Origin of the sequence: Streptococcus sp. 1643 (genome assembly GCF_006228325.1) — a bacterium.
Classification (GTDB): Bacteria; Bacillota; Bacilli; order Lactobacillales; family Streptococcaceae; genus Streptococcus.
In genome coordinates this window covers 584,368-608,761 of record NZ_CP040231.1, presented here as the reverse complement: position 1 = coordinate 608,761, position 24,394 = coordinate 584,368, and the positions used below count along the sequence as shown (strand labels likewise).

10 protein-coding genes and 4 pseudogenes are annotated in these 24,394 nt (G+C 39.8%); 1 reads left to right on the top strand and 13 read right to left on the bottom strand.

Translation table 11 applies throughout. From position 1 onward, the window contains the following. Positions 1–513: 513 nt before the first annotated feature. The 10 genes and pseudogenes from FD735_RS03270 to miaA form a co-directional block, all read right to left on the bottom strand. Positions 514–5,649, bottom strand: coding sequence for a SpaA isopeptide-forming pilin-related protein (locus tag FD735_RS03270; protein ID WP_139658459.1), 5,136 nt, complete (start codon positions 5,647–5,649; stop codon positions 514–516). 453 nt (positions 5,650–6,102) lie between these two features. After that, positions 6,103–13,080, bottom strand: a pseudogene (gene bgaA, locus FD735_RS03265) (LPXTG-anchored adhesin/beta-galactosidase BgaA). 238 nt (positions 13,081–13,318) lie between these two features. Beyond that, positions 13,319–13,513 (bottom strand): annotated as a pseudogene (locus tag FD735_RS09810) (short-chain dehydrogenase); the annotation flags it as partial. Then, a pseudogene (locus FD735_RS03260) lies at positions 13,505–13,971 on the bottom strand (alpha amylase N-terminal ig-like domain-containing protein); the annotation flags it as partial. The pseudogenes FD735_RS03260 and FD735_RS09810, both read right to left, overlap by 9 nt. Positions 13,972–14,119: 148 nt before the next feature. Continuing rightward, positions 14,120–15,186 (bottom strand): annotated as a pseudogene (locus FD735_RS03255) (ankyrin repeat domain-containing protein). 190 nt (positions 15,187–15,376) lie between these two features. Beyond that, complete coding sequence (locus FD735_RS03250) at positions 15,377–16,132, bottom strand: SDR family oxidoreductase (protein ID WP_139658458.1); 756 nt, start codon at positions 16,130–16,132, stop codon at positions 15,377–15,379. Between the two features lie 21 nt (positions 16,133–16,153). Beyond that, on the bottom strand, positions 16,154–17,083 hold the full coding sequence (gene rnz / locus FD735_RS03245; protein WP_139658457.1) for a ribonuclease Z: 930 nt from the start codon (positions 17,081–17,083) through the stop codon (positions 16,154–16,156). 14 nt (positions 17,084–17,097) lie between these two features. After that, the gene (locus FD735_RS03240) at positions 17,098–17,721 is read right to left on the bottom strand and encodes a cystathionine beta-lyase (RefSeq protein ID WP_139658456.1); all 624 of its coding nucleotides are present in this window, start codon (positions 17,719–17,721) and stop codon (positions 17,098–17,100) included. Beyond that, the gene (hflX, locus tag FD735_RS03235) at positions 17,714–18,952 is read right to left on the bottom strand and encodes a GTPase HflX (RefSeq protein WP_139658455.1); all 1,239 of its coding nucleotides are present in this window, start codon (positions 18,950–18,952) and stop codon (positions 17,714–17,716) included. The genes FD735_RS03240 and hflX overlap by 8 nt, the downstream gene beginning before the upstream one ends. Beyond that, positions 18,945–19,829: a tRNA (adenosine(37)-N6)-dimethylallyltransferase MiaA gene (gene miaA, locus FD735_RS03230; RefSeq protein ID WP_084855937.1), complete on the bottom strand. Its 885-nt coding sequence runs from the start codon at positions 19,827–19,829 to the stop codon at positions 18,945–18,947. The genes hflX and miaA overlap by 8 nt, the downstream gene beginning before the upstream one ends. 120 nt (positions 19,830–19,949) lie before the next feature. Here miaA and FD735_RS03225 point away from each other — a divergent pair, with 120 nt between their 5' ends. Then, positions 19,950–20,120: a DUF3042 family protein gene (locus tag FD735_RS03225; protein WP_001051782.1), complete on the top strand. Its 171-nt coding sequence runs from the start codon at positions 19,950–19,952 to the stop codon at positions 20,118–20,120. 422 nt (positions 20,121–20,542) lie between these two features. Here FD735_RS03225 and FD735_RS03220 read toward each other — a convergent pair whose 3' ends face one another. The 3 genes from FD735_RS03220 to FD735_RS03210 form a co-directional block, all read right to left on the bottom strand. Then, a complete protein-coding gene (locus tag FD735_RS03220) occupies positions 20,543–22,087 on the bottom strand; it encodes an ABC transporter ATP-binding protein (RefSeq protein WP_000913380.1) in 1,545 nt (514 codons plus the stop codon). Further along, entirely contained in the window at positions 22,080–23,276 is a 1,197-nt protein-coding gene (locus FD735_RS03215) for a radical SAM protein (protein ID WP_000909921.1), read from the bottom strand. Before FD735_RS03215 ends, FD735_RS03220 begins: the two co-directional genes overlap by 8 nt. Positions 23,277–23,499: 223 nt before the next feature. Then, positions 23,500–24,390: a helix-turn-helix domain-containing protein gene (locus FD735_RS03210; RefSeq protein WP_045616868.1), complete on the bottom strand. Its 891-nt coding sequence runs from the start codon at positions 24,388–24,390 to the stop codon at positions 23,500–23,502. Between the last annotated feature and the right edge of the window lie 4 nt (positions 24,391–24,394).

The window sequence follows — 24,394 nt, the reverse complement described above, 5'->3', positions numbered from 1 at the left end:
AGTAACAAAACAATTCATAAGAAAGAATCTTATGAATTTAGTAGAACTTATGATTTTTTTATACAACCAAAGAATTGTAAAGCTATCGATTTCGTCGTTCAACTTTTCACATACATATGACCAATAAAAAGATTCTTTACAATCTTTTAATCTATGGTTCAGATTTAAAACACCACTGTAATCTCTATAAATTCCTGTTTTTTCATTTTTAAGAGAAACAATCCAATCATTCTTTGTGTTAATACTATCTTTTTAACTGTTTTTAAAGACAGTAACAAGATTATTAATACAATGAAATTTCCCTACTTACTTAAATGAAAAATTAAAGACTAATAACAGCTTCCTCAAAGTTATCAAGCGTAACTCTTTTAACTTCTATAATTTTGAAAATTTTAAAAATAGAATTCTTATCACTTTGCATATCAAAAAAGAGAGGACCAAATGATCCTCTCCAAGATATGACTCTTTTTGACCTACTTCAATTTGCACTGTATCTTTTGCTACTAAATGAGATTAGTCTTCTTTTCTTCGTTTAGTTGCTACAAGACCTGCACCTAAAGCTAGAAGAGCTAAACCTGCTGCTAATGCAGCTTGTCCAGATTCGCTTCCAGTGTTTGGTAGGTTAGGATTTTCTGGTTCAGTTTGGTCCGTTACTACTAACTTACCATCCTTAAACTCAACCTGATTTCCACTAGCATTTACCACTGTTACAGTTCCGTCGTAGTTAACTTGGAATGTAATATCTGTTACTGCTAAGTATCCAGTTGGAGCGGCCTCTTCATGGAAAGTATATACTCCCGGAGTCAAATCAAGTACATGTGATTGATTGGCTTTTGAAGTCCATTCAGCCACAAGTGTTCCTGCAACCTTCTTACCGCGGAAAATTTGGATTTTAGCTCCCGCGATTTCTTCACCTGCTAGGTTTACCTTACTGAAGGTGATCTTACGTGGAAGGTCATCGTCTTTATCGGTTACAGTTACAGTTGAGCCGTTGGTTACAACTTTGTTTTCTTCACCCTTAGAGTCTTTCTCACCAACGTTTGTCACTTCCACTGTGCCGTCAGTTTTGACTTGGAAAGTGATGTCCGTTACTTTGAGGTAACCAGTTGGGGCTGCTTCCTCATGGAAGGTGTAAGTGCCTGGAGCCAAGTTGAGATCTTTAGACTTACCAGCTTCAGATGTCCAGCTTTCTACGGCTGTGCCTTCTGCCTTATCGCCCTTGTAGATCTTGATTTGAGCTCCTGCGATTTCTGTACCACCAAGGTTAACTTTACTGAAAGTAATGGTTTTTGAACTATCATCGTCTTTATCCGTTACTGTAACAGTTGAGCCGTTGGTTACAACTTTGTTTTCTTCACCCTTAGAGTCTTTCTCACCAACGTTTGTCACTTCCACTGTGCCGTCAGTTTTGACTTGGAAAGTGATGTCCGTTACTTTGAGGTAACCAGTTGGGGCTGCTTCCTCATGGAAGGTGTAAGTGCCTGGAGCCAAGTTGAGATCTTTAGACTTACCAGCTTCAGATGTCCAGCTTTCTACGGCTGTGCCTTCTGCCTTATCGCCCTTGTAGATCTTGATTTGAGCTCCTGCGATTTCTGTACCACCAAGGTTAACTTTACTGAAAGTAATGGTTTTTGAACTATCATCGTCTTTATCCGTTACTGTAACAGTTGAGCCGTTGGTTACAACTTTGTTTTCTTCACCCTTAGAGTCTTTCTCACCAACGTTTGTCACTTCCACTGTGCCGTCAGTTTTGACTTGGAAAGTGATGTCCGTTACTTTGAGGTAACCAGTTGGGGCTGCTTCCTCATGGAAGGTGTAAGTGCCTGGAGCCAAGTTGAGATCTTTAGACTTACCAGCTTCAGATGTCCAGCTTTCTACGGCTGTGCCTTCTGCCTTATCGCCCTTGTAGATCTTGATTTGAGCTCCTGCGATTTCTGTACCACCAAGGTTAACTTTACTGAAAGTAATGGTTTTTGAACTATCATCGTCTTTATCCGTTACTGTAACAGTTGAGCCGTTGGTTACAACTTTGTTTTCTTCACCCTTAGAGTCTTTCTCACCAACGTTTGTCACTTCCACTGTGCCGTCAGTTTTGACTTGGAAAGTGATGTCCGTTACTTTGAGGTAACCAGTTGGGGCTGCTTCCTCATGGAAGGTGTAAGTGCCTGGAGCCAAGTTGAGATCTTTAGACTTACCAGCTTCAGATGTCCAGCTTTCTACGGCTGTGCCTTCTGCCTTATCGCCCTTGTAGATCTTGATTTGAGCTCCTGCGATTTCTGTACCACCAAGGTTAACTTTACTGAAAGTAATGGTTTTTGAACTATCATCGTCTTTATCCGTTACTGTAACAGTTGAGCCGTTGGTTACAACTTTGTTTTCTTCACCCTTAGAGTCTTTCTCACCAACGTTTGTCACTTCCACTGTGCCGTCAGTTTTGACTTGGAAAGTGATGTCCGTTACTTTGAGGTAACCAGTTGGGGCTGCTTCCTCATGGAAGGTGTAAGTGCCTGGAGCCAAGTTGAGATCTTTAGACTTACCAGCTTCAGATGTCCAGCTTTCTACGGCTGTGCCTTCTGCCTTATCGCCCTTGTAGATCTTGATTTGAGCTCCTGCGATTTCTGTACCACCAAGGTTAACTTTACTGAAAGTAATGGTTTTTGAACTATCATCGTCTTTATCCGTTACTGTAACAGTTGAGCCGTTGGTTACAACTTTGTTTTCTTCACCCTTAGAGTCTTTCTCACCAACGTTTGTCACTTCCACTGTGCCGTCAGTTTTGACTTGGAAAGTGATGTCCGTTACTTTGAGGTAACCAGTTGGGGCTGCTTCCTCATGGAAGGTGTAAGTGCCTGGAGCCAAGTTGAGATCTTTAGACTTACCAGCTTCAGATGTCCAGCTTTCTACGGCTGTGCCTTCTGCCTTATCGCCCTTGTAGATCTTGATTTGAGCTCCTGCGATTTCTGTACCACCAAGGTTAACTTTACTGAAAGTAATGGTTTTTGAACTATCATCGTCTTTATCCGTTACTGTAACAGTTGAGCCGTTGGTTACAACTTTGTTTTCTTCACCCTTAGAGTCTTTCTCACCAACGTTTGTCACTTCCACTGTGCCGTCAGTTTTGACTTGGAAAGTGATGTCCGTTACTTTGAGGTAACCAGTTGGGGCTGCTTCCTCATGGAAGGTGTAAGTGCCTGGAGCCAAGTTGAGATCTTTAGACTTACCAGCTTCAGATGTCCAGCTTTCTACGGCTGTGCCTTCTGCCTTATCGCCCTTGAAGATCTTGATTTGAGCACCTGCGATTTCTGTTCCACCAAGGTTAACCTTGCTGAAGGTAATCGTACGTGGACTGTCATCATCTTTATCGGTTACAGTTACTGTTGAGCCGTTGGTTACAACTTTGTTTTCTTCACCCTTAGAGTCTTTCTCACCAACGTTTGTCACTTCCACTGTGCCGTCAGTTTTGACTTGGAAAGTGATGTCCGTTACTTTGAGGTAACCAGTTGGGGCTGCTTCCTCATGGAAGGTGTAAGTGCCTGGAGCCAAGTTGAGATCTTTAGACTTACCAGCTTCAGATGTCCAGCTTTCTACGGCTGTGCCTTCTGCCTTATCGCCCTTGAAGATCTTGATTTGAGCACCTGCGATTTCTGTTCCACCAAGACTAATTTTACTGAACGTGATTTTACGAGCTACATCGTCATCTTTATCAGTAACTGTCAGAGTTGAATTTTGGGCTACAACACGATTGTCTTCACCTTTAGAATCTTTTTCACCTACTTTTGTCACTTCAACAGTACCGTTAGGTTTAACTTGGAAAGTGATATCCGTTACTTTGAGGTAACCAGTTGGGGCTGCTTCCTCATGGAAAGTGTAGATACCAGGTTCAAGATTCAATTGCTTAGGTTGGTCAGTTGAAGTCCAGCTTTCTACAGCTGTGCCTTCTGCCTTGTCGCCCTTGTAGATCTTAATCTGTGCACCAGCGATTTCATTCCCTCCAAGGTTTACCTTACTGAAGGTAATTGGTTTTGGACTAGTATCCTCTTTATCGGTAATAGTCAGAACTGGACCAGCTGCAAGAACAGTGTCATCAGCTCCCTTATTCTTAATAGTGATAGAACCGTCAGCATTAACAGTAAAAGTAATATCTCCTACAATTTGATATCCCTCTGGAGCATCGAACTCTCTTAGAGTGTAGGTCCCTGGTGCCAGCTTAATCACTTTAGAAGTGTCAGCTACAGTAGTCCAGTCTGCAACAGGTGCCTCTTCAAGATTGACTGTATCTCCACTATAGATTTTCAGTTCCGCTCCTGGAATTTCTTTTCCATTTGGATCCACCTTTTTGAAAGTAATCTCTTTCTCAGTTGGTGTCTTCGGAGGTGTCTTCTTATTTTCAATTCGACGTTCTACTGATTTGTCTGAACCAAACTCATCTGGAGAAATTTTAATATCTTCAGTTAATTTGTCATAGCCAAGAGGAGCAGTTACTTCACGAATTGTATAGTTGTCTCGCAACAATTTGCCTACACTAGCGTTACCATCAGAATCTGTTGTCAATCGTCCAACAACAGATTGGTTACGATCACGAATCACTTCAAAAACTGCACCTTGCAAAGGTTGACCAGCTTCGTCTACCTTATGAATTTTAATGGTGAAAACATATCCTTCTGCAACACCACCTGCAATCTGGTAGGTACGTGTGCTGGTTGACTGTTCATTCTCACTACCATTGTAGCTCATGTTGGCTACGTTCGTAATTTCCTCACCATCGACTAGATCATAATTCGCTTTAGCTTGATACTCGATCATATAACCAAAACCATTAGTATCTCCTAAAGGAAGGGTGAAACCATCACCATTCGCATTTACCACTAGTTGGTTTTTAAAGGTTTCGGTCATATCCTGAGCATCAGACCATTTCCAGTCTCCGTTATTCCAGCTCCAGTTTACTTTATAAATACGAAAAGTATCTGGTAGGAATTTCATATTTGGAGATGAGAAGGCATCTTTGATAGTAACATTACTATAATCAGCCATATTTCGGTTTATAGTAATATTGTAACGAATTACATTTTTAGGGTCTCCTCCCTGTTGAAATGAACTCTTTTCGATTTTCGAGTCGTATTTCCCTGGAGGGCCGTTATAACGGATCTTTCCTGCAAATAGAACTCTATGTCCTACAGTAATGTTGACATCAACGTCTTTTTCTTCTGAAACAGCGTCATGGTCAACTCGGACATAGACAAAGAATTTCCCCCTAACGCCAGAATTATTCTCAACAAACTTTGTGTAAGTGAGCGTAATCGTTTTGCTAGTGGCATCTAGATGTCCAGTAGCTACAAGATTGTTAGAAGCATCTCGTAATTCAATGTCTGAAGAGTTTGAAAATGCAATCTCTGATGGCAATTGAAGTGTTGTTGTATCACCTTCATGCACCGTATTATCTGGCAACTCAAAATTGGCAGTAAGACGGAATTCTTGCCAAATATCCAATCCTTGCGTTAATGCTTCACCAGATTTGTTCTCAACACCTACACTAGTGATCACATCATTATACTCTGTCGCATGTACTTGCGTCAGAGGGGCAAATGATTGGAGAATAACTCCCAAACAAAGAATAAGGATCTGAATCCAAGATCTTATTTTCTTGTTCATTTAATCTTCCTTTCTTATAATATTCAGTTGTAAATGTACAATGTAATAGTAAACTAAATGATTGTCCCCAACTAATCACCATTCTCCTTTTTCAAGTAAAAATTGATAGCTACATTACTTTCATATTTTATCATACTATTTAAAAAAAGGCTAGAAACATCAAACATTTTTTAAAATTTATTTTACTATTTAAAATTCATATTTTCTTATCGAATTCCCCATCGATTTATTGTATCGTTTTCCCCTATCACCGAAACAGAATCCAGTATATTTTACCGCTATTTTTTAAAAAATAAGTTCATCTCGTTTTCGATACCAGATAATGTTTTTATCATTTTGGGTATCTGATTTCATAAACGCTAAAATTGCTATAGAGAGAATACTTCTACCCATTAAAAAGACCAGGTTTCCCTGGTCTTTCTGAGATACATTTAGAAGAAATAATGATTCATTCTAGTCTTCTTTTTTACCTTTAGTGGCCACTAGACCTGCACTCAAACCAAGAAGAGCTAGGCCTGATGCTAGGGCTGCTTGACTTGCTGCACTTCCTGTATTTGGTAACTGTTCTTTTTGAGCTTGACTAGCTGCACTTGAAGCAATTTCTTTTGTATCTGCTTTTTCTGATACTTGTGGTTTTGTAGATTCTTGAGGTACTGGCTTAGTCGTTTCACCAGCTGTACCAACTTCTACAATGCGATCTTGAGCCACGACTTTATCATAGCTTTCTTTTTCAGTTCGCTTGCCATTTTCAGCTTCGATCAAGTGAACACGGATACCCTTTTGACCTTCTTGGAGAACACGAGTTTGACCCGCTGGAAGCTGATCATTCTTTTGTTCCTGAACCTTGAAATCAATTGTTTCTTCTTCGATTACAAGTTCTGGTCTGTTAAGGACTAGGTTCTTCACTTCATCTTCTGGAAGGGAGGTTCCTGGTTTGGTTCCAACCAAGACGATGCGGTCTGTCGGAGCCTCTACCACTTCACGGAGTTTTTCTTCCTTACTTCCACTAGGATTAACCGCTGTGAAGATCCGTTCCTTACCAACTTTTCCTTCTTATTCTACACGAGTTTCACCTAGATACAGTGTTGAATCCTTTTTCTCAACTGTCTTATAGGCCAAATCTTTTTCAACAAATTCGAGTTTTGGAAGTTCCTCTTGTACAGCAGCAACTGTCTTCTCAGAAACTGGTTTTTCCTTGGTCAACTGGATATGGTATTCCTTGACTTGTTTTCCACTTTCTGAAACAAGGCGAACAAGTACTGGAAGGCTATCGTCTCCGCTATCTACAACTGTTGAAGCTACTTGATTACTTTCTTCGACTGAGACTTTTGGACGTTGACCTTTATAGGTGATTTGGTAGTCTTGACGATCTTCAGCGAAGTCAGGAAGTTCTTTTCCATCTACAAGAATTTTTGATTGGGTACTTTCTTGAGGCAATTCACTCGGTGCAAAGAAGGTCATCTCAATCATCGCAACACCGCTCTTGTCTGCTTTACGCTCCATACGCCATCTCATGGCTTTGGCTTTGACAGCTTTAAATGTTACGTTGATTTCATCACCAGCTGCGATGTCTTTATCCGCACGATAAGGCACAGCTTCCCAATTTTCTGGATTATTGAATGGATGAGCTGCATCGTAGGCTTGGTAGTTTGAATAGTAGGTAGGCACTTCAAAATCTGGGCCAATATAGCGTTCCAAAACGAGTTTAGATGGTGCATCTGTACCACTATCTGCAAAGAAGTGAAGTTTGGCTTGCGCTACAGTCCGTTCTACAATCTTACCATTTTCACGGAAGATCACACCTGCTGATACTTCTGGATTAGAAGATGGTGTTGGAGACCAGTTTGTCCAACGACGATTTTCTGAATGATTTCCGTCATTTAGATAGTCCACACGGTCATGGGAGTTTCTATCAATGTCGTTAGTGGCTGAAGCAAAGGCGCGGTTACTATTTTCATCATACTCTGGGTTATTTGAAAGAGCTTCGCCAAGTTTGTCTGTCACTCGTACAGTGAACTCAGCAACAAGATCACTACCAAGGATATGGCCTCGAACAGTAAATTGACCTGCTTTTGTCAGATTTTCTGCTGGAACTTCTTCCCATTCAACTGCCAAGTCTTTTGTTTCGTAACCGTCTTTACCTGTGAAGTAAACAGGAACCTTAGTTGGCAATTCAAGCGGTTGCCCTACTTGTAGCAAGCGAGCTTGTTTGACCGCGGCAACTGGTTTACGAGAGAGCAAGTCTTTATTGCTTGTAAAGTGTAGACGGTATTCTCCTAGGATATCACCATTTTCAGCTTTCGCGATAACACGAACTGGCTCACCTTCACGAACGCTTGGAACGACGGTAGCGAGACCATTGTTGCTAACACTTGCTGTTACTGCAGGAACTTTTCCATCTACTGACTCAAGATAGTAGTCAGTCAAATCAGGGTTAAAGTTTGCTAAGTCTTTACCGTCAACTTGGATTCTTGTTTGTCCTTGTTTAGCTGCCGCAACTTGTTTCGCAAAAATTTGTACTTCTGTGATAGACGTTCCTTTCTTGCTATCAAGTCGAACCATACGAATGCGAACCGCATAGGTCTCAACTTTATCAAAGCTGAAATGATTCATTTCTCCAGCTTTTAATTGAGCTGGTGCTTTGAGATTGCTTACCTCTTTCCAGTTTGCAGGATCATTAAAGGCATGGTTTTCCTCACCTACAAAGCTAGGGTTTTTAGGGGCTGTTGGAACGGTCTTACCGACATAATATTCAATCACATAAGACTTCGGTACGCCAACTCCGTGGTCTTCGTGGAATCCGACACTTAGATTATCAACTGAACGTTTGCTCAAAATACCTGAATCTCCGAATAGGACACCAACTGAAGCTTCTGGATTACTACGGTTCCAGTTTGTCCAACGGTTAGCTGGGCGGTCATTAAAGGAAATCAATTTATCGTTGACGTTTGAAACAGGATCAGTTGGATTTGAGTCTGAAGCAAAGGCAAGTGGCAATTCTGAACCGGTCCATTGGTCAGAAATATTTGCCCCTTTCTCAGTTTGAGCAGATACGCGAACATGGAGTTTAGTTGTTAATTGCGTACCTTCTAGGCGACCATTAACTGTAAAGACACCTTCCTTGGCGTATTGCTCTGGACGAATCGTATCCCAAGTAACCTTAGCTGATGAAACGTGACCATTTGAATCATAGGTACGAACGCTTTCTGGTAATTGTGGTGCTTCTGAGATTGGGGTTGTCACACTGACTTCTTCAACTGAAACGATGCCTTCTACAGATACTTTAGCACGCGCTTCAAGATCCAGACCTTCAACTTTACCTAGAACTTCAAAGGTTTGATAGTGGTCGAGTTTTTCTTTTGGAATGGCTTGCCAAGTGACTTTGTGGGCTTTAGGGAAACCTTTGTCATACTCAACCGTTACTGTTGCTGGAAGAGTAGGTTCTTGATGCAAGTCTGTTACTACGTTTACTGGACGGATAGATTGGGCTACTTTTTTCTCAGTATTGGCCTGGATCGTAAGAACGATTTGACCTGTAGCCCCCTCATATTCTGCTTTGAGAGTGACTGTTCCTGGCTTATGCAACTCAAGCATTCCTTTACGAACTGCGACTTCCCCTTCACCACTTGTAGAGAAGGTCACCTTATCTGCTGGTAGAACTGCTTGTGTTCCGTCTTGATAGTGTGCAAGGACAGACAATTTCACTGTTTGGTCTTCTTTAAGACCGTCAGCTTGCTCTACTTGTAAGCTCAAGTGGTCAATTTTTGGTGCTTCTTCAAGGAATTGAATTGCATATGTTTGAAGAGGTCCACCATCTTTTGGTTGAACATAGATGCTTGCACGCATGCCGTTTGCTGCACTTGCTTGGACTACAGTAACATCCGCATTTTCAGCACTTGCTACAACTTCTGGCAAGGATGCACCGTAAGCAAGAGTTCGATATTGCATTGGATTTTGAGTAGTAAGACCAGTGACAGCTTCACCACCAACCGTTACAGTTGGTACTGCAGGTGCCGCAGCTTCGCCTTCTTCTACTACAAGGGTAGCGTGAATAGTCTCACCACCCAGTTGACCAGTCATTTGAATACGTGATCCTGCAACTGACAGTTTAGCTTTATCTGCTTCCGAAATCTCCCACTTATCAACTTCGTATTCTTGTACGCTTCCATCCGTAACAGCAATAGAAACGTATTTATCAACAGCGCTCAAGTCTGTTCCTGGAGCAACACGCTTAACAGTTGGAAGCTCATTTGCGATTGCTAGAATTTCGACACGGGCCTCAACTTCGCGTCCGTCTGCCATACCTTTAACAGTCACAACTCCTGCTTGGCTCACATCAACTGAAGACCAAGTGACTGGACGTTTTTCACGACTGCCATCACTGTAGATAAAACCGACTGTCTTCGGCATTTTTGGCTCTTTCTCAATAACAGTACGTACTTTTGGTACTTCTGTACCTAAAACAGTTTTTTCTTGTCCTTCTTTCTTACCTGTAAAGACAGTGACTTGGTCCGATTTCAAGAGATCAGAGTGGGCAGTAAGGGTGAATTTACCTGCTTGCTCAGTTGATTTAACAATGGCAACCCCTTTACCGTTAAAGGCTCTGCGGATCCAAGAACCATCAGGTTGTGCCTTGTAGCGTTCACGGCTGGCTTGTTCCCCATTATCAACACCAACCAGTTGACCTTGTCCATGCAATTGGAAACGAACCAAATTATTGGCAGTTGGTACCACATTTCCTTCACTGTCTACGATTTCATAGTAGATGTAAGTCAAGTCTTTTCCATCTGCAGCGATTGCGTGTTCTTCCTTGATGAGACGAACACCTGCAGGTTGACCTGCAGTGGTAATCTTGTCACGTGCAATTTCTTTACCAGCTTCATCACGAGCTACTGCTTCTAAGGTACCTGGTTGGTAAGCAACCTTCCACTCAAGATAGAGTTCCTTAGCATTGGCACCTTCTTGGTAGGTACGACCATCACTAGTTTGTTTTTTGTTGAACTTTTTAACACCGAGAGATTGACCGTTCAAGAACAATTCAACACTTGCAGCATTAGAGTAAGCGCGAACTGGAATCTTTCCTTGTGCATCTTCTACTTTAGAGGCCAAGTCTCTATTCTCCCAGTTCCAGTGAGGAAGAAGGTGAACCATTGGTTTCTTCTTGACAGAAACCCATTGGCTTTGGTAGAGGTAGAAGTCATGTTTTGGAATACCCGCTGTATCTACGATACCAAAGTAAGAGCTCTTAACGGGAGTTTGGTTTTGGTTGTGCCATGGTGTAGGTTCACCGATATAGTCCGTACCTGTCCAGATAAACTGTCCAGCATAGCCAGCGTTGTCACGATCAAACGTCCATGAATCTGTTGCCGTTTTACCCCAGCCAACTCGGTCATTACCATAGTCAGACTGTTCGTAATGACGCTCAGGTCCGTTACTATGTTTCAATTCCTGTTCAGGGCGATAGTAACTTCCACGTGTACGGGTAGCTGAAGATGTTTCGGAACCGTAAATCAACCAGTTTGGATGTTTCGCACGAAGTTTCTTGTAGTTGTCTTCTGAGTAGTTGAAACCAACTGCATCCAGTTCATTAGCAATTTTCTCATGATCACCGCTACCATCACCAAAGCGGAACTTATCTGCTCCCATAGTGACATAACGTGTAGTATCAACATCTTTAATCACTTTTACTAAGCGTTTAACCGTTGCAAGAGAGTGAGCATTACCATTGGCTTCACCGATTTCGTTCCCGATAGACCACATGAAGACAGCTGGGTTATTTTTATCTCTTTCGACCATGGTACGAAGATCGTAGTCAGACCATTTTTCACCTTTTCTAGCTTCTGGGTGAGTAGCATCTTTTTCAAAGAAACGTCCGTAGTCATAAGGTTTCTTACCACCATACCAAGTATCAAAGGCCTCTTCCTGAACCAGCAAACCAAGTTCTGCTGCGATTTGCAAGGTCTGTGGACTTGCAGGGTTATGAGTTGTACGGATGGCGTTAACGCCCATCTCCTTCATTTGTTTGAGACGACGGTATTCTGCCTTATAGTTTTCTTCTGCTCCAAGCGCTCCGTGGTCATGGTGCAAGGAAACACCATGGAATTTAATGCGTTCACCATTCAAAGAGAAACCTTCATTTGGAGTCCAATGATAGTAACGGTAACCAAACAGATCCTTCTTAGCATCCACCAATTGACCGTCACGGTAAACACGCGTAATCAATTCGTACAAGGCAGGTTTATCATTTAAAACTGTCCAGAGTTTTGGTTGTTCAACTTCTAAAATCGCATCAAGACTTGTTGACTCATGTGCTTTCAAGGTGCGGCTCGCTGTACGAACCAAACCTGTTACAGCCTGACCACCACGTTCAACGATTTGATACTCTGCCACCAATTCATGGTCTTTATCATCTGTATTGACGATTTTGCTGGCTACATGAGTTTCAACCTTGCCATGTTGCTGTTCTTCAAGTTTTGGTGTTAAGATGGTTGTTCCATTTTTCTCAACATGAACCTTATCTGTCACTTGCAAGGTCACATCACGGTAGATACCACTACCTGAGTACCAACGGCTACTTGGTTGTTTGTTAACCGCATGGACAGCAATCACATTCTCACGACCATCTTTGTGAAGGTATTTGGTGATATCGTATGAGAACTGGTTATATCCATTTGGATAATGCCCCACTAACTGGCCATTGACATAGACTTGAGAGTCCATATAGACACCATCAAAAGTGACACGAACATTTTTCTTGAGATCTTTTTCATCAAGTTTAAAGGTCTTGCGATACCAAGCTTCACCACCATTGAGCTGTCCACCCTCGTTTTGGGCAGGTGACTGATGGTCAAAATCGTTAAAGATACTCCAGTCGTGTGGGAGATCCAATTTTTGCCATGTTGATACATCTGCATCCGATTTCACAGCTTCTTTAGGATTCGCATTGAGTTTAAAGTGCCAATTTTGATTAAAATTCACTTTTCTATCTTCAATCATTTGATTCACTTCTTCATTTGTCGCAGCTTTCAACTCTTCCTTGACAGGCTTTTCTTGACTTGAAGCTTGAGATTCTACCTTTGGTGCTGTTTCTTCAGGTTTTAGAGATGCTTTCTCCTCTTTTGGAGCTACAGGTTCCTCTTCTTTCTTCTCTGGTTTGCTTGCTTCAATTGGAGCAGCTTGACTTTGGTCGACACTTGCAGCATCCTTGTGCTCTGCTACAGCTTGATCTTCTTTTTCCTCCACTGCCGGACTTTCCTCTTTTGCTTGTTCCACAGTGTGGGTGATAGGAGTTTCATCCGCGAAAACTGGTGATTCTCCAATGACACTTCCTCCAAATAGAACCGCACAGGTTCCAATCATGACAGAGCAAGCGCCTACGGCAAACTTACGAATGCTGTAGACTCTTTTACGATTCCAATGGCCTTTTTCCATAAAATAGCTCCTTCGGTAACTTTTATATATTGCACAGCAAGTTACTTTTAGGATTCTTTTAACTTTATTCTATAAGACGATATAGGAAATTTCAATACCCTAAACACAAAAAATCATATTTTTGATTGTTTTTTCTAAAATTTGTAGAAGATTCGAAAAAAGTGAATGTAGATTTAGAACAAAAAAACAAACATTTCTTGTCACTCAGTAAAATATCATAAAACAAAAGGAACCTTTTTTACTTATAATTAAAAGTCTCCCCTGCCAACTTATCGGCTAGCTTGGGAAAGAGGGTATAAAACTTATGGGCTAGATTCAACAAAACTGGGAGATTGAGTTCCCGTTTGTTTTTTCCTATGATTTTGACAATTTTTCTAGCGACTACATCTGGTTCTAAGAGAAATCGGTCAACAGACTTGAGGTAGCTCCCATCTGACGTCAAATGAGGATTTCCATTAGCAAAGCGTTCTGGGAAAATCTGATACCACACGGTATTTGAAACCCAACTAGGAACCTGACATCCATCAATTTCGTGAACATAAGGAAGTTTAAAGCCATTTCCTTCAGCATCCAAGTTTTCTTGAGTATGTTCCTTATCTACATAAAAATACCCTTACCCTCTTTATCAAGGAGTTCAAAGAGATACTGAATGCGTAAAAAATCAACAGAGACCGTAACCTGCCAATAATCAAGTAAGGCGTCTGAAGTTACTTTGGTCATTTCTTTCTTAGCTTCATACTTATCCTCAATGAAAATAAATGGATCTCCATAATGCAGAATAACCTTCTGAACATCATTTTTCTACGTTCTAATTCGGATATGTAGCTGATCTTCTTTGTAAAGATAAGCGTATTCTGATTCTGGTCTATGATAAATGGCTGTCAATTCCATATTTTATCTCCTAAATAGTCTACTATCATTTTAAGCAAACGTTTTAATAATCGCTGGTTCTAGTATACTTTTTACGGTTTAAATTGCAATACTTGGATAAATAGTTGAATAAATCCATCATATATTTTTAACTGGATTTAATTTCCATTTACCTCTTATAACTTGGCTTTTCTAGGGGTATCGGCTCGGGATTTTGCTTAATCCATATAAGAGCTAGCTGACACAGACGATCTAGACTGGCTTCATCATCGCTTTCTTTACTATGGATTTGCGCAATAACTTGCTTGCTTTCTTCTAATTCTTGTTCTGAAAGAGAGTTTCCTAGAGACAAGTATTGAGGGAGAGCCTGAAGCATTTTTCTATAGTCCCTGTCCCAGTTGACCCCACCATTGCGATCCAGTTCATCTCGGACTCGACCTGGTATACGGATAACTTCTCCCTGAACAGTTTTGGCTGCTCCACTTGAAGGAATCAAGAAAGACCATAGTTCCTCATATTGCTCCTCCCAGCTACCTTCTTTTACGAGAATCGGAGAAACTCCATCGTGGGTTATTCGTTTGGCTACCGGCTTGACATCAAACAAACGATAAAGTATGGCTAAACCTTTATCTGCTGCTTCTAGATAGTCGGGATTGATTCCTTCTCTATGAAATTCAAAATCCTTACCAATATTTTCGACCTTTTCTTTCATAGCTGGTGTTTTCTTAGCACCAGCATCCAGAAGCATTGCAGCGATTTCAGCTGTTTGGGCAATATAGATTCCCCGACAGACAGTGAGAACGGAGTCTAGTGGAGTTTGTCCCCTATCATTCTTAGGGTTGACCTTTGCTCCCTTTTCTAAGAGAAGCGCAACGGTCTTAGGATGAAAAACTCAGCTGCCACATGCAAGGGTGTATTGCCATAAGTATTGGTTTTTTCAACATCTGCACCCAATTCGAGCAAGAGTTTTACAGTCTCTCTTCCCATGGTTGCCTGACGATACAAAGGAGTTGCTCCATAATAATCAGGGATATTGATATCTAAGCCCTGTTCGACAAGCCAAATAACCAATTCATCCGGGACTCCTCCCATATGCAGAGGTGTACATAAGCTAAATCTTCCATCATGTGCAGTTAACTCACACTTATCATATACGGACTTTAATTGGTCAATATTTCCATCAGTTAGTAGTTCATTAAAGTCCTTGGGTAAGGTAACTCTTTTCTTTTTTGCCATTTTTTACTCCTGTATCCATGATTCTATCTTTTTGTACCTAGATTGTACTCTAAGTATCTTCTAGAACTCTTTTATTTGTATTATACCCTAAAAGCTATGAATAGGCACGAATAAGCTTGATTTTTAACTTTAAAACACTCTTCTTTCAAGAAATTAAATCAAAAAACTATTCATTAAAGGAATAGCTTTTTTACTTATAATTAAAGGTTTCCCCAGCCAACTTATCGGCTAACTTGGGAAAGAGGCTATAAAATTTGTGAGCTAAATTGAGCAAAAAAGGAAGATTGAGTTCCCGTTTGTTTTTTCCTATGGTTTTGACAATCTTTCTAGCCACTGCATCTGGTTCTAAGAGAAAGCGGTTAACCGACTTAAGGTAGCTTCCATCTGGATCTGCTTGGTCAAAAAATCCAGTTCGGATTGGTCCTGGATTGACCGTAGTTACATAGACTCCATAGGGAATGAGTTCGAGGCGTAATGCATTTGAAAATCCAATAGCCGCAAACTTGGTCGCTGAGTAGAGACTGGATTTCCCTGTAGCTATCAAGCCTGCCATGCTAACGATATTAATGATATGCCCTTTTCGGCTCTCCTTCATATGACGAGCAATAAGACGAGACAAGTTCATCAGGGCAAAGGTATTGACCTCAAACATCTGGTGAATGTCTTTGTCAGAAATCTTGTCAAATTCTTCAAAAATTCCGTAACCAGCGTTGTTTATCAAAACATCAATCTTGCCATAGCGGAGGTAGAGGTCAGCCACTAAAGTTTCTAGGGCTTGGTCATCGGTAATATCAATCTCAACTAATTCTGCCTGAGAATGATTTCCGTAGAGTTGAGCTAATTTTCCCTTATTTCTACCAAGTAGAATGAGTTGGTCATTTGGCAAAAGTTTGACCATTTCTTGGGCTAAGCCACCGCTAGCACCTGTAATGAGAATCGTTCGCATGTTTCTTCCTTTCTGTAGCACTTAAATTTCCACTTCTTCCAAGTCTTTAACCACATGGACATTTTCAAAAACAGTGGCCGCATCTTTCTTGAGCTGACTGATATCTTTTGAGAGGAAACGAGCACTGATATGATTTAGTAGGAGGCGTTTGGCACCTGCTTCTGCTGCTACTTGTGCTGCCTGCATATTGGTTGAGTGACCGTGATTACGAGCAATTTTTTCATCTCCCTTACCATAAGTCGACTCGTGAACCAAGACATCGGCATTGACAGCTAGACGCACACTGGCATTGGTTTTTCGGGTATCACCCAGAATGGTGATAATCTTACCTGGACGTGGCGCTGAGATATAATCAGCAGCCTTGATTTTAGTGCCGTCTTCTAGGACAACGTCCTGACCGTTTTTGATTTTTCCAAAAAGCGGGCCAAATGGAACACCAGCTGCCTTGAGTTTTTCAGCATCCAAGGTCCCTTCTAGATCCTTTTGCATGACACGATAACCAACGCAGAAAATAGTGTGGTCCAGCTCCTCTGCATACACTGTGAATTTATCGGTCTCAAGGATTTTCCCTAGAGAATCTTGGTCAAACTCATGAAAATGAATGCGGTAAGGCAGACGAGAACCTGACACACGAAGGCTGGTTAAAACAAAGGACTTGATCCCTTGTGGTCCATAAATGTCCAAATCTGTCTGCTCTTCATTAGCTTGAAAAGCACGGCTAGAAAGGAATCCTGGCAAGCCAAAGATATGGTCTCCATGCAGGTGGGTGATAAAGATTTTGCTGACCTTACGTGGTCGAATCGTGGTTTCCAGAATACGATTTTGCGTTCCTTCTCCACAGTCAAAAAGCCAGACTTCGTTAATCTCGTCCAAGAGTTTCAGGGCGAGACTTGAAACGTTGCGGGCTTTAGAGGGCTGACCAGCCCCTGTTCCTAAAAATTGAATATCCATTCGATACTTTCTAATTAATCAATATATAACATGGCTGTGCGATTTTCCGATCGGAAATAGCGTTTGCCAGTAAAAGCTTTAGACTCTTGAAGCAAATCGTCTTGACTATAACCTTTGAGACGTTTGCGACCATCAGCTAAACTTTCCAAATCAGTCAAAGCTGTGAGACTTTTTACGCTAACAACTTCCTCGTCCCCGACAGACTTCAAGTAAATCTTTCCAGACTCTTCAAAGACCAACTGATGAGGGAAAATCTGAGCAATTTCAAAGAGCAAGTCAGCTGTGATTGCTTCCTCAGTTTCTGAGAATATCCTTCCCAGTCCTTCACTCTCATAGCAAAATCCAAAAGATTTGCCAGATAAATTAAGACGAATAAAAGGCTTATTTTCAAAGGTGAAACTTGGATCAGCATTGTAGAGATTCAGTTCATGACTGACTTCTAAAAAATAATCCGTCGCAGCTTCAGGACTCTTTTTCTGGTAGAGTTCAGCAAAGTAGGCATTGACTACACTCGGAGGAGGTGTGATGAGAGCCAACTGCTCTTGCTCTGTTTTGCCAGCTAGAAGTTGATCCAGATAGACCTTATCCAAACTTGTATAACCCCCATACTTTAGAGCCAAGGTTTTAATATCAGTCATAAAATTCCTCTAACCTCCATTTGTTTTTCTCGGAAATGTAGCCTGTAATCACTTCTCCATCATCTTGGTAGTCACGATCTTCAAGAATCGCTACACTTTCCAAATCATGAATCTTGTAGGACTTAGAAAAAGGCACCCGTAGAGTAAAGGCTTCAAAAATCTCCTTGATTTTTTCTAAAAATAAAGCCTGCAACTGCTCACGACTATCCTCAGACTTGGCAGAAATGAGGGCATACGGCGTTTGAGTAGGCGTAAAATCCTCCACCAAATCCGCTTTATTGTAAAGAGTCAAGCGAGGAATATCCTCCATATCCAAGTCTTTCATGATAGACAGAACCGTTTTTTCATGCTCCTCGTGATAAGGATTGCTGGCATCGATGACATGAACCAAAAGATCCACATGCTTGCTTTCTTCCAAAGTTGACTTGAAACTGGACACCAATTCAGTTGGCAAATTCTGGATAAAACCAACCGTATCAGTCAAGGTAACCTGAAGATTGCCCCCAAGATGGATACTCTTTGTCGTCGCATCCAGGGTCGCAAACAGCTCGTCTGCTTCGTACTGGGTCTTACTGGTTAAGCTGTTCATGATAGTTGATTTCCCAGCATTGGTGTAGCCAATCAAGCCAATCTTAAAGGTGCTTGACTCCAAGCGTTTTTCTCTGACTGTCGCCCGATTTTTCTCTACCACCTTGAGCTGGAGTTCGATATCTGTGATTTGATTGCGAACACTACGACGGTTCAGTTCCAACTGACTCTCACCTGGACCACGGGAACCAATTCCCCCTGCCTGACGGCTGAGCATTATCCCCTGACCAACCAAGCGAGGCAAGAGATATTTGAGCTGGGCTAGGTGGACTTGGAGTTTCCCTTCATGGCTTCGAGCCCGCATAGCAAAGATATCCAAAATCAACTGCATACGGTCAATGACCTTGACACCCAGAACTTCCTCTAGATTGACATTTTGCCGTGGTGTCAGACGGTTGTTGACAATGACAGTAGTAATTTCCTCAGCATCCACCATGAGCGCAATTTCTTCCAACTTACCAGATCCGACAAAAGTCTTGGAGTCATACTTTTCACGTTTTTGCCTGTAGCTATCTACAACGACTGCTCCAGCAGTCTTAGCCAGACTGGCCAGCTCTTCCATGGAGAGGTCAAAATTATCCATGCCTTGTAGCTCAACACCAATTAGCAGGACTCGTTCCTCTTTTTTCTCTGTTTCAATCATGTAAAAACTCCTCAATCTGACTTAGAATGCGGTCCTTCACGCCAGACTCTCCGATCTGATAAAAGGTGACCTGCATGCGATTACGGAACCAGGTCAACTGACGCTTAGCAAAACGACGAGTCGCCTGCTTGAGACTCTCACTTGCTTCCTCTAAAGTCTGCTCCCCACGGAAATAAGGAAAGAGTTCCTTGTAACCAATGCCTTTAGCTGCCTGCACATCTGGATAATGGTCAAAGAGCCACTTGGCCTCATCCAAAAGCCCAGCCTCAAACATCAGATCTACTCGGCGATTGATACGTTCATAAAGCTGACTGCGTTCATCATCCAAGCAGATAATCAAAGGTTCATAAGGACTTTCCTGATTTTCCAAATCCTGACCAAAATGGGCAATCTCCAAGGCACGCATAGCACGACGACGGTTAAACTGGGGAATTTCAAGACCTGCTTGCTCCACAAGATGGGCTAATTCCTCATCTGAATAAGGCTCCAAACTAGCCCGATAAGCTACAATCTCCTCATGAGGTGTTTCCCCACCTAGATGGTAGCCTTCTAACAAGCTCTGGATATAAAGCCCAGTCCCACCAGCGATAATGGCTAGCTTGCCACGGCTTTGAATATTCTCAATAGCCTTCTTAGCTTCTGAAACAAAATCAAAAGCCGAGTAAGACTCGGTCACCTCTCTGACATCAATCAAATGATGAGGAACAGCTGCTTGCTCCTCTGGGCTAGCCTTGGCCGTCCCAATATCTAGCCTTCTGTATACTTGCTGACTGTCACCGCTGACCACCTCTCCACCAAAGCGCTTAGCTACTTCAATAGCAAGGGCTGTTTTCCCAACAGCAGTCGGTCCAACAATCACAATTATTTTTGTTTTCATCTTTTTTCCTTGAAAAATTTCCATTTTTTCGTTACTATTATTATATCACAAAAAGTTAAGTCAGAAAAATGCTACCACTTAAGGAGCCTGGCTGATCGGAAAGATAAAGGAGGAAGACTCATGGCTAAAGGATTCGCTAAAGGTCTTGTAACAGGTGTCGCAGGAACTGTCGCTGCCGTTGCAGGTGCAGTATACGCAATTAAAAAGAAAGTGATTGAGCCAGAAGAGCAAAAAGCAGCTTTCATCGAAGAAAACCGTAAAAAAGCAGCTCGCCGTCGCGTATCACATTAAGCAACAAAAGAAGTTGGGGATAAACTTAATTTGAGGAGAATGCCCAATAAATATTTCCACAATAAAACACATAGTATCAGGTATTCAAAAAACTGATACTATGTGTTTTTTGATTTCGACGACTTTTAACCCATACTTTATAATTAAAAAGTAGAAATCGAATTGATAAATAAAGTATGAATCTATATTACGAAAGTTAGACAGAAAATTTCATGATTGAGGTGTAAATTAAATATGTTTGCTACTATTCTTTACTTATATTATTCATAAAAAGGCAATATTGAATCTATTAAATTTACAATATCAGATTTTGTAATAACGTATATATACACAATGATGTTAACTGTCATCCAAATGCAAACAATTCGCGTACTAATAATTTTACAAATGAACGAGACATACTTTCCTCTTTTTATTGATTGTCACTGAGACAAATTAATTACTTTGTCGTATTGTGCAAGTGTCTCCTCATCATAATGGTGGATTACCTCAACCAAGGTTTGTGGAAGGGTTAATAAGATATTTGAAATTTGTTTTGAATTCACTTTATCAAGATTGGCTTTAACCTCGTCTGCCAAAATCAGATCACTATTATGATACAAACTGCGAGCGATTTCTATACGTTGCTTTTCCCCACCAGAAAGATGATTTCCATAAAGAAGATGTCCCTTTAAAAATTCTAGATTTACTCGATTAAGAATCAGGTCCATCTTTATATTATCCATCGACTCTCCAAGGGTAATATTCTCCTCAAGTGATAAACCATCAAAAATATAGGAATCTTGTAAAATATAAGAAGCTGATTTGGCAACTTGCTCTTGATTTAAGATCTGACCAGCATAAGTCACCTTCCCCAAATCTGGAGATAGTTGCCCATAGATGAGGTTAAGTAAGGTTGACTTACCACAACCACTTGCACCTATTAGAGCAATTTTTTCTCCTTTTTTAATTTCAAATGATAGATTTTCAAAAAGTATATTATCTTCAAAACTTAAACTGACGCAATCAACTAAGATAGGAAAAAGTGATGTTGAAGACAGGTCATCTGTTTGTATAATCGCATCTTGAAGTAGAAAATCATAACGATTCCTAAGCTGCTTGCTTGATTTATAGGTATTGATAAAATATGACAATTCATTGAATTGATAGCCTATGTTATGAGATACTAGATAAATTGCAACAAAACTAGCTCCTGACAAATAATTATAATAAGTCATTATACCACCGATAATGATGGGAACTACCGAACAAAATGCGTCAATACTATTAATGAGAATATTATTAATCGTACGTTGTTGTTCATAACGAATGTCCTGATCAATTCTCTTCGACAAGGCTCTTCTGAAAAGAGAATAGAAGAAATCCATAGCACCGTAATTTTTAATCACACTCTCTCCACCAATGATATTCGTTGTCTGAGACAAGTACTCCTGATTCGACGTCGCTTTTTCCTCAGAAATAAGGGCTAATTTTTTACTACCTATACCACTACAGAGTGCAGGCATAGAGTAAAAAAAGATAAATATCCAGCCCAACCAAAAATTTGTTGTCAATGCATATACAATGGAAACTATTGTAAAACCAACTGAGGAAATAATAATGACTGCTGGTTCGAGATAAGACGTTTCTAATTGTTTGACATCGTTTTCAAGATTGGATAGGATATCCTCTTTTTTACTATTTTTATTATATAGAAAATGCTCAAACAATTTATATTTCATGATCCAAGTGAAATCTGCTACTAACTTGGCATAATAATACCTTTTCCCAGCCAATCCAATAAGAATAAATAAATTACCAATTATACCTACAGTAAGGGCTATCCATAAATCATCCAGAATCTTCTTCTCAAAACTGGCTATAATCATCGATACCAAGGTTGGTGTGATGATAGCCTCTAACCACGTAATAGCAATGAAAATAAAATAGAGCACCAAATGTTTTTTTGTGATGAACTTTTTAAGCATATCTAATGAACCTTTCAAAATTGTTAACTAATTTTGTTAAACGCTCTTTATCCTTACTCAATTCAATAATTTTATAAATACAGTATTCCATTAAATCTTGTTTTTTACACTCAATAAATTTTCCTTCTTCAGAAATAATTGATGAATAGCCATCAATCATATTTGCGACACATTCCATGCACATTCCTCTACACCAACAATCTTTACACTTAGAAAAGTTATCCTTATTATTGAATTGTGTAACTTTATCACTGCTATGGGTCCCCCAAAATCTAAAGCAAGATTTAGTTGATCCATCAACATCAAATGTTATTGTTGTTTCTGGATCAATATCATCACAAAACGATTCTATCTTACTTTTAAAAATCATTGAAAGTAGCACATCATAAACAATCGGGCTAATGTAGTTTTTAACATTATTATTGATAATATCTTCGAATGACTGATCGATAAATGTTTTTCTATTTTCTTCAGTCATTTCCATTTCTTTAACTATTAGAATTTTATTTTTGCTAAATACATTATTGATATTAAATCTAACACCCATATCAGTAAAATATCTATAGATATCCCCTTTTTGAAATCCAAGTATTTGATGCATCCGCGTGTAAGTAGAAGCGACTTCAAAATTTTCGTAATCTATTTCTTTTAAATACTGAATAAAATTCAATGTTCGTCTATGACTTCCCTTGCCTCTTAACTTATCGTGAATCAATTGTGGGCCATCAAGGCTAACTGTTAAAAAAGGATGATAATTGTTAATCATCATTTCAACTTTCTTATTTAGGATGGTACCATTTGTCACAGTTTCAATTTTTTGAATCTCAATATTTTTAGATAGCTTTTCAATAATATAAACAAACAAATCAATATTTAAAAACGGCTCGCCTCCAAAAAGGATTAATCTCTTTATACATTGAATTCTGCGAGAGACTAGCTGATCAATAATTTTATCTGCTGTATCAATATTCATCAGTTGATTCATCATTCCGTAATTACCACCATCAGCATAGCAGTATGTACATGAAAGATTACAGTTATTTGAAATATTGATTACTACTTTTTTTAAAATATTATAATCGTTTTCTTTTTTGATATTATTATTCAAATCATCTATTGAAGTTGATAAAGTAAAGGTTTCAGAATTAAAATAAAGAGTATCGGATTCTGTAATAAATGCTTTTAACATAATTATTCCCCCTATATAACATAGAGAGGGAATAAAAATCCCTCTCACAATAAAAATAAGATAGTCGTTACCGACCTCCACCACAAGAATGACTAGGGCCGCAATCATGAATAACATAGGCTGATTTATTGGCTAGTAATTCTTCCATATCGATAATTTTGAGATTATCCATTTTATTGTCCTCCTTTATTTGATGATATGATTATATCATTCAATAGTTCAGTCAAAATTTCTTTCCCATATCTGCTTGACGACTGTCCTCCCCTAAAACTTTTTTTAAATGTCCTTCATAAATCTTTGCTAAGTGGTTACTGCCTGCTAATTTTATTGCTCCAATACATTTTTTCATTTCAATAATTGCAATCTTATTTCCGTTTTTTTGATAGCGATAAAGGTTTTGAGCATAGAGAAAAATGAGTCTTTCATAAATTTCTGTCTCGATAAAAAAGCATTGTTTCAATTGTTTTTCAAAATACAAAGCATCCATAAACTTTTTCTTTTCAATACAGGTAATATAAGCATTAAGCAACATGGTTGAAATCAGGCGTCGATTAATAGGAATTTCTTTATAAAAATCTGATCGTCTAGACATTTCTCTTGCTAAAACCATAAAAACATCATGTTTTAGAACATCCAAAGTATTCATGAAAATCAACAATTCATAATATCCCCAATATTCAACACCAAATAGATAATCGGTTAAATCATCCAAATCTGTTTCATTATAGTATTTTTCTCCCGATAAATCCTGAAGGCGAATTTTAACTAAAATGGTATTTATATGATGAAATTTCTCTCGTTTTCCTTCATTTTCCATTTGAGATATCAACAATCTCTTCATCCCTTCAATGTCGCGAGTCGTTACACATTTCCTAACCTGAGCTAATAGTTCATTTAGTTCATCACGATGAAAATCATGAACGGCATACATAAATTCATCAATTGGCATGTTAATTTCATTTAGAATATGTATAAACTTTGAAATGGTTAAATCCGTTTCTCCTTTTTCGAAACGTGAAAGCTGAGATGTTGATATACCAGCCTTCGTGAGATCCTTTAACCGCAATCCTCTTGATTCTCTAAACTTTTTAAAAATTTCTCCAAAATTTTTCATTCTG

Excerpts from the sequence above, each read along its gene's own strand:
- FD735_RS03270 (WP_139658459.1), bottom strand. The coding sequence starts at position 5,649 with ATGAACAAGAAAATAAGATCTTGGATTCAGATCCTTATTCTTTGTTTG.
- FD735_RS03250 (WP_139658458.1), bottom strand. The coding sequence starts at position 16,132 with ATGCGAACGATTCTCATTACAGGTGCTAGCGGTGGCTTAGCCCAAGAA.
- rnz (WP_139658457.1), bottom strand. The coding sequence starts at position 17,083 with ATGGATATTCAATTTTTAGGAACAGGGGCTGGTCAGCCCTCTAAAGCC.
- FD735_RS03240 (WP_139658456.1), bottom strand. The coding sequence starts at position 17,721 with ATGACTGATATTAAAACCTTGGCTCTAAAGTATGGGGGTTATACAAGT.
- hflX (WP_139658455.1), bottom strand. The coding sequence starts at position 18,952 with ATGATTGAAACAGAGAAAAAAGAGGAACGAGTCCTGCTAATTGGTGTT.
- miaA (WP_084855937.1), bottom strand. The coding sequence starts at position 19,829 with ATGAAAACAAAAATAATTGTGATTGTTGGACCGACTGCTGTTGGGAAA.
- FD735_RS03225 (WP_001051782.1), top strand. The coding sequence starts at position 19,950 with ATGGCTAAAGGATTCGCTAAAGGTCTTGTAACAGGTGTCGCAGGAACT.
- FD735_RS03220 (WP_000913380.1), bottom strand. The coding sequence starts at position 22,087 with ATGCTTAAAAAGTTCATCACAAAAAAACATTTGGTGCTCTATTTTATT.
- FD735_RS03215 (WP_000909921.1), bottom strand. The coding sequence starts at position 23,276 with ATGTTAAAAGCATTTATTACAGAATCCGATACTCTTTATTTTAATTCT.
- FD735_RS03210 (WP_045616868.1), bottom strand. The coding sequence starts at position 24,390 with ATGAAAAATTTTGGAGAAATTTTTAAAAAGTTTAGAGAATCAAGAGGA.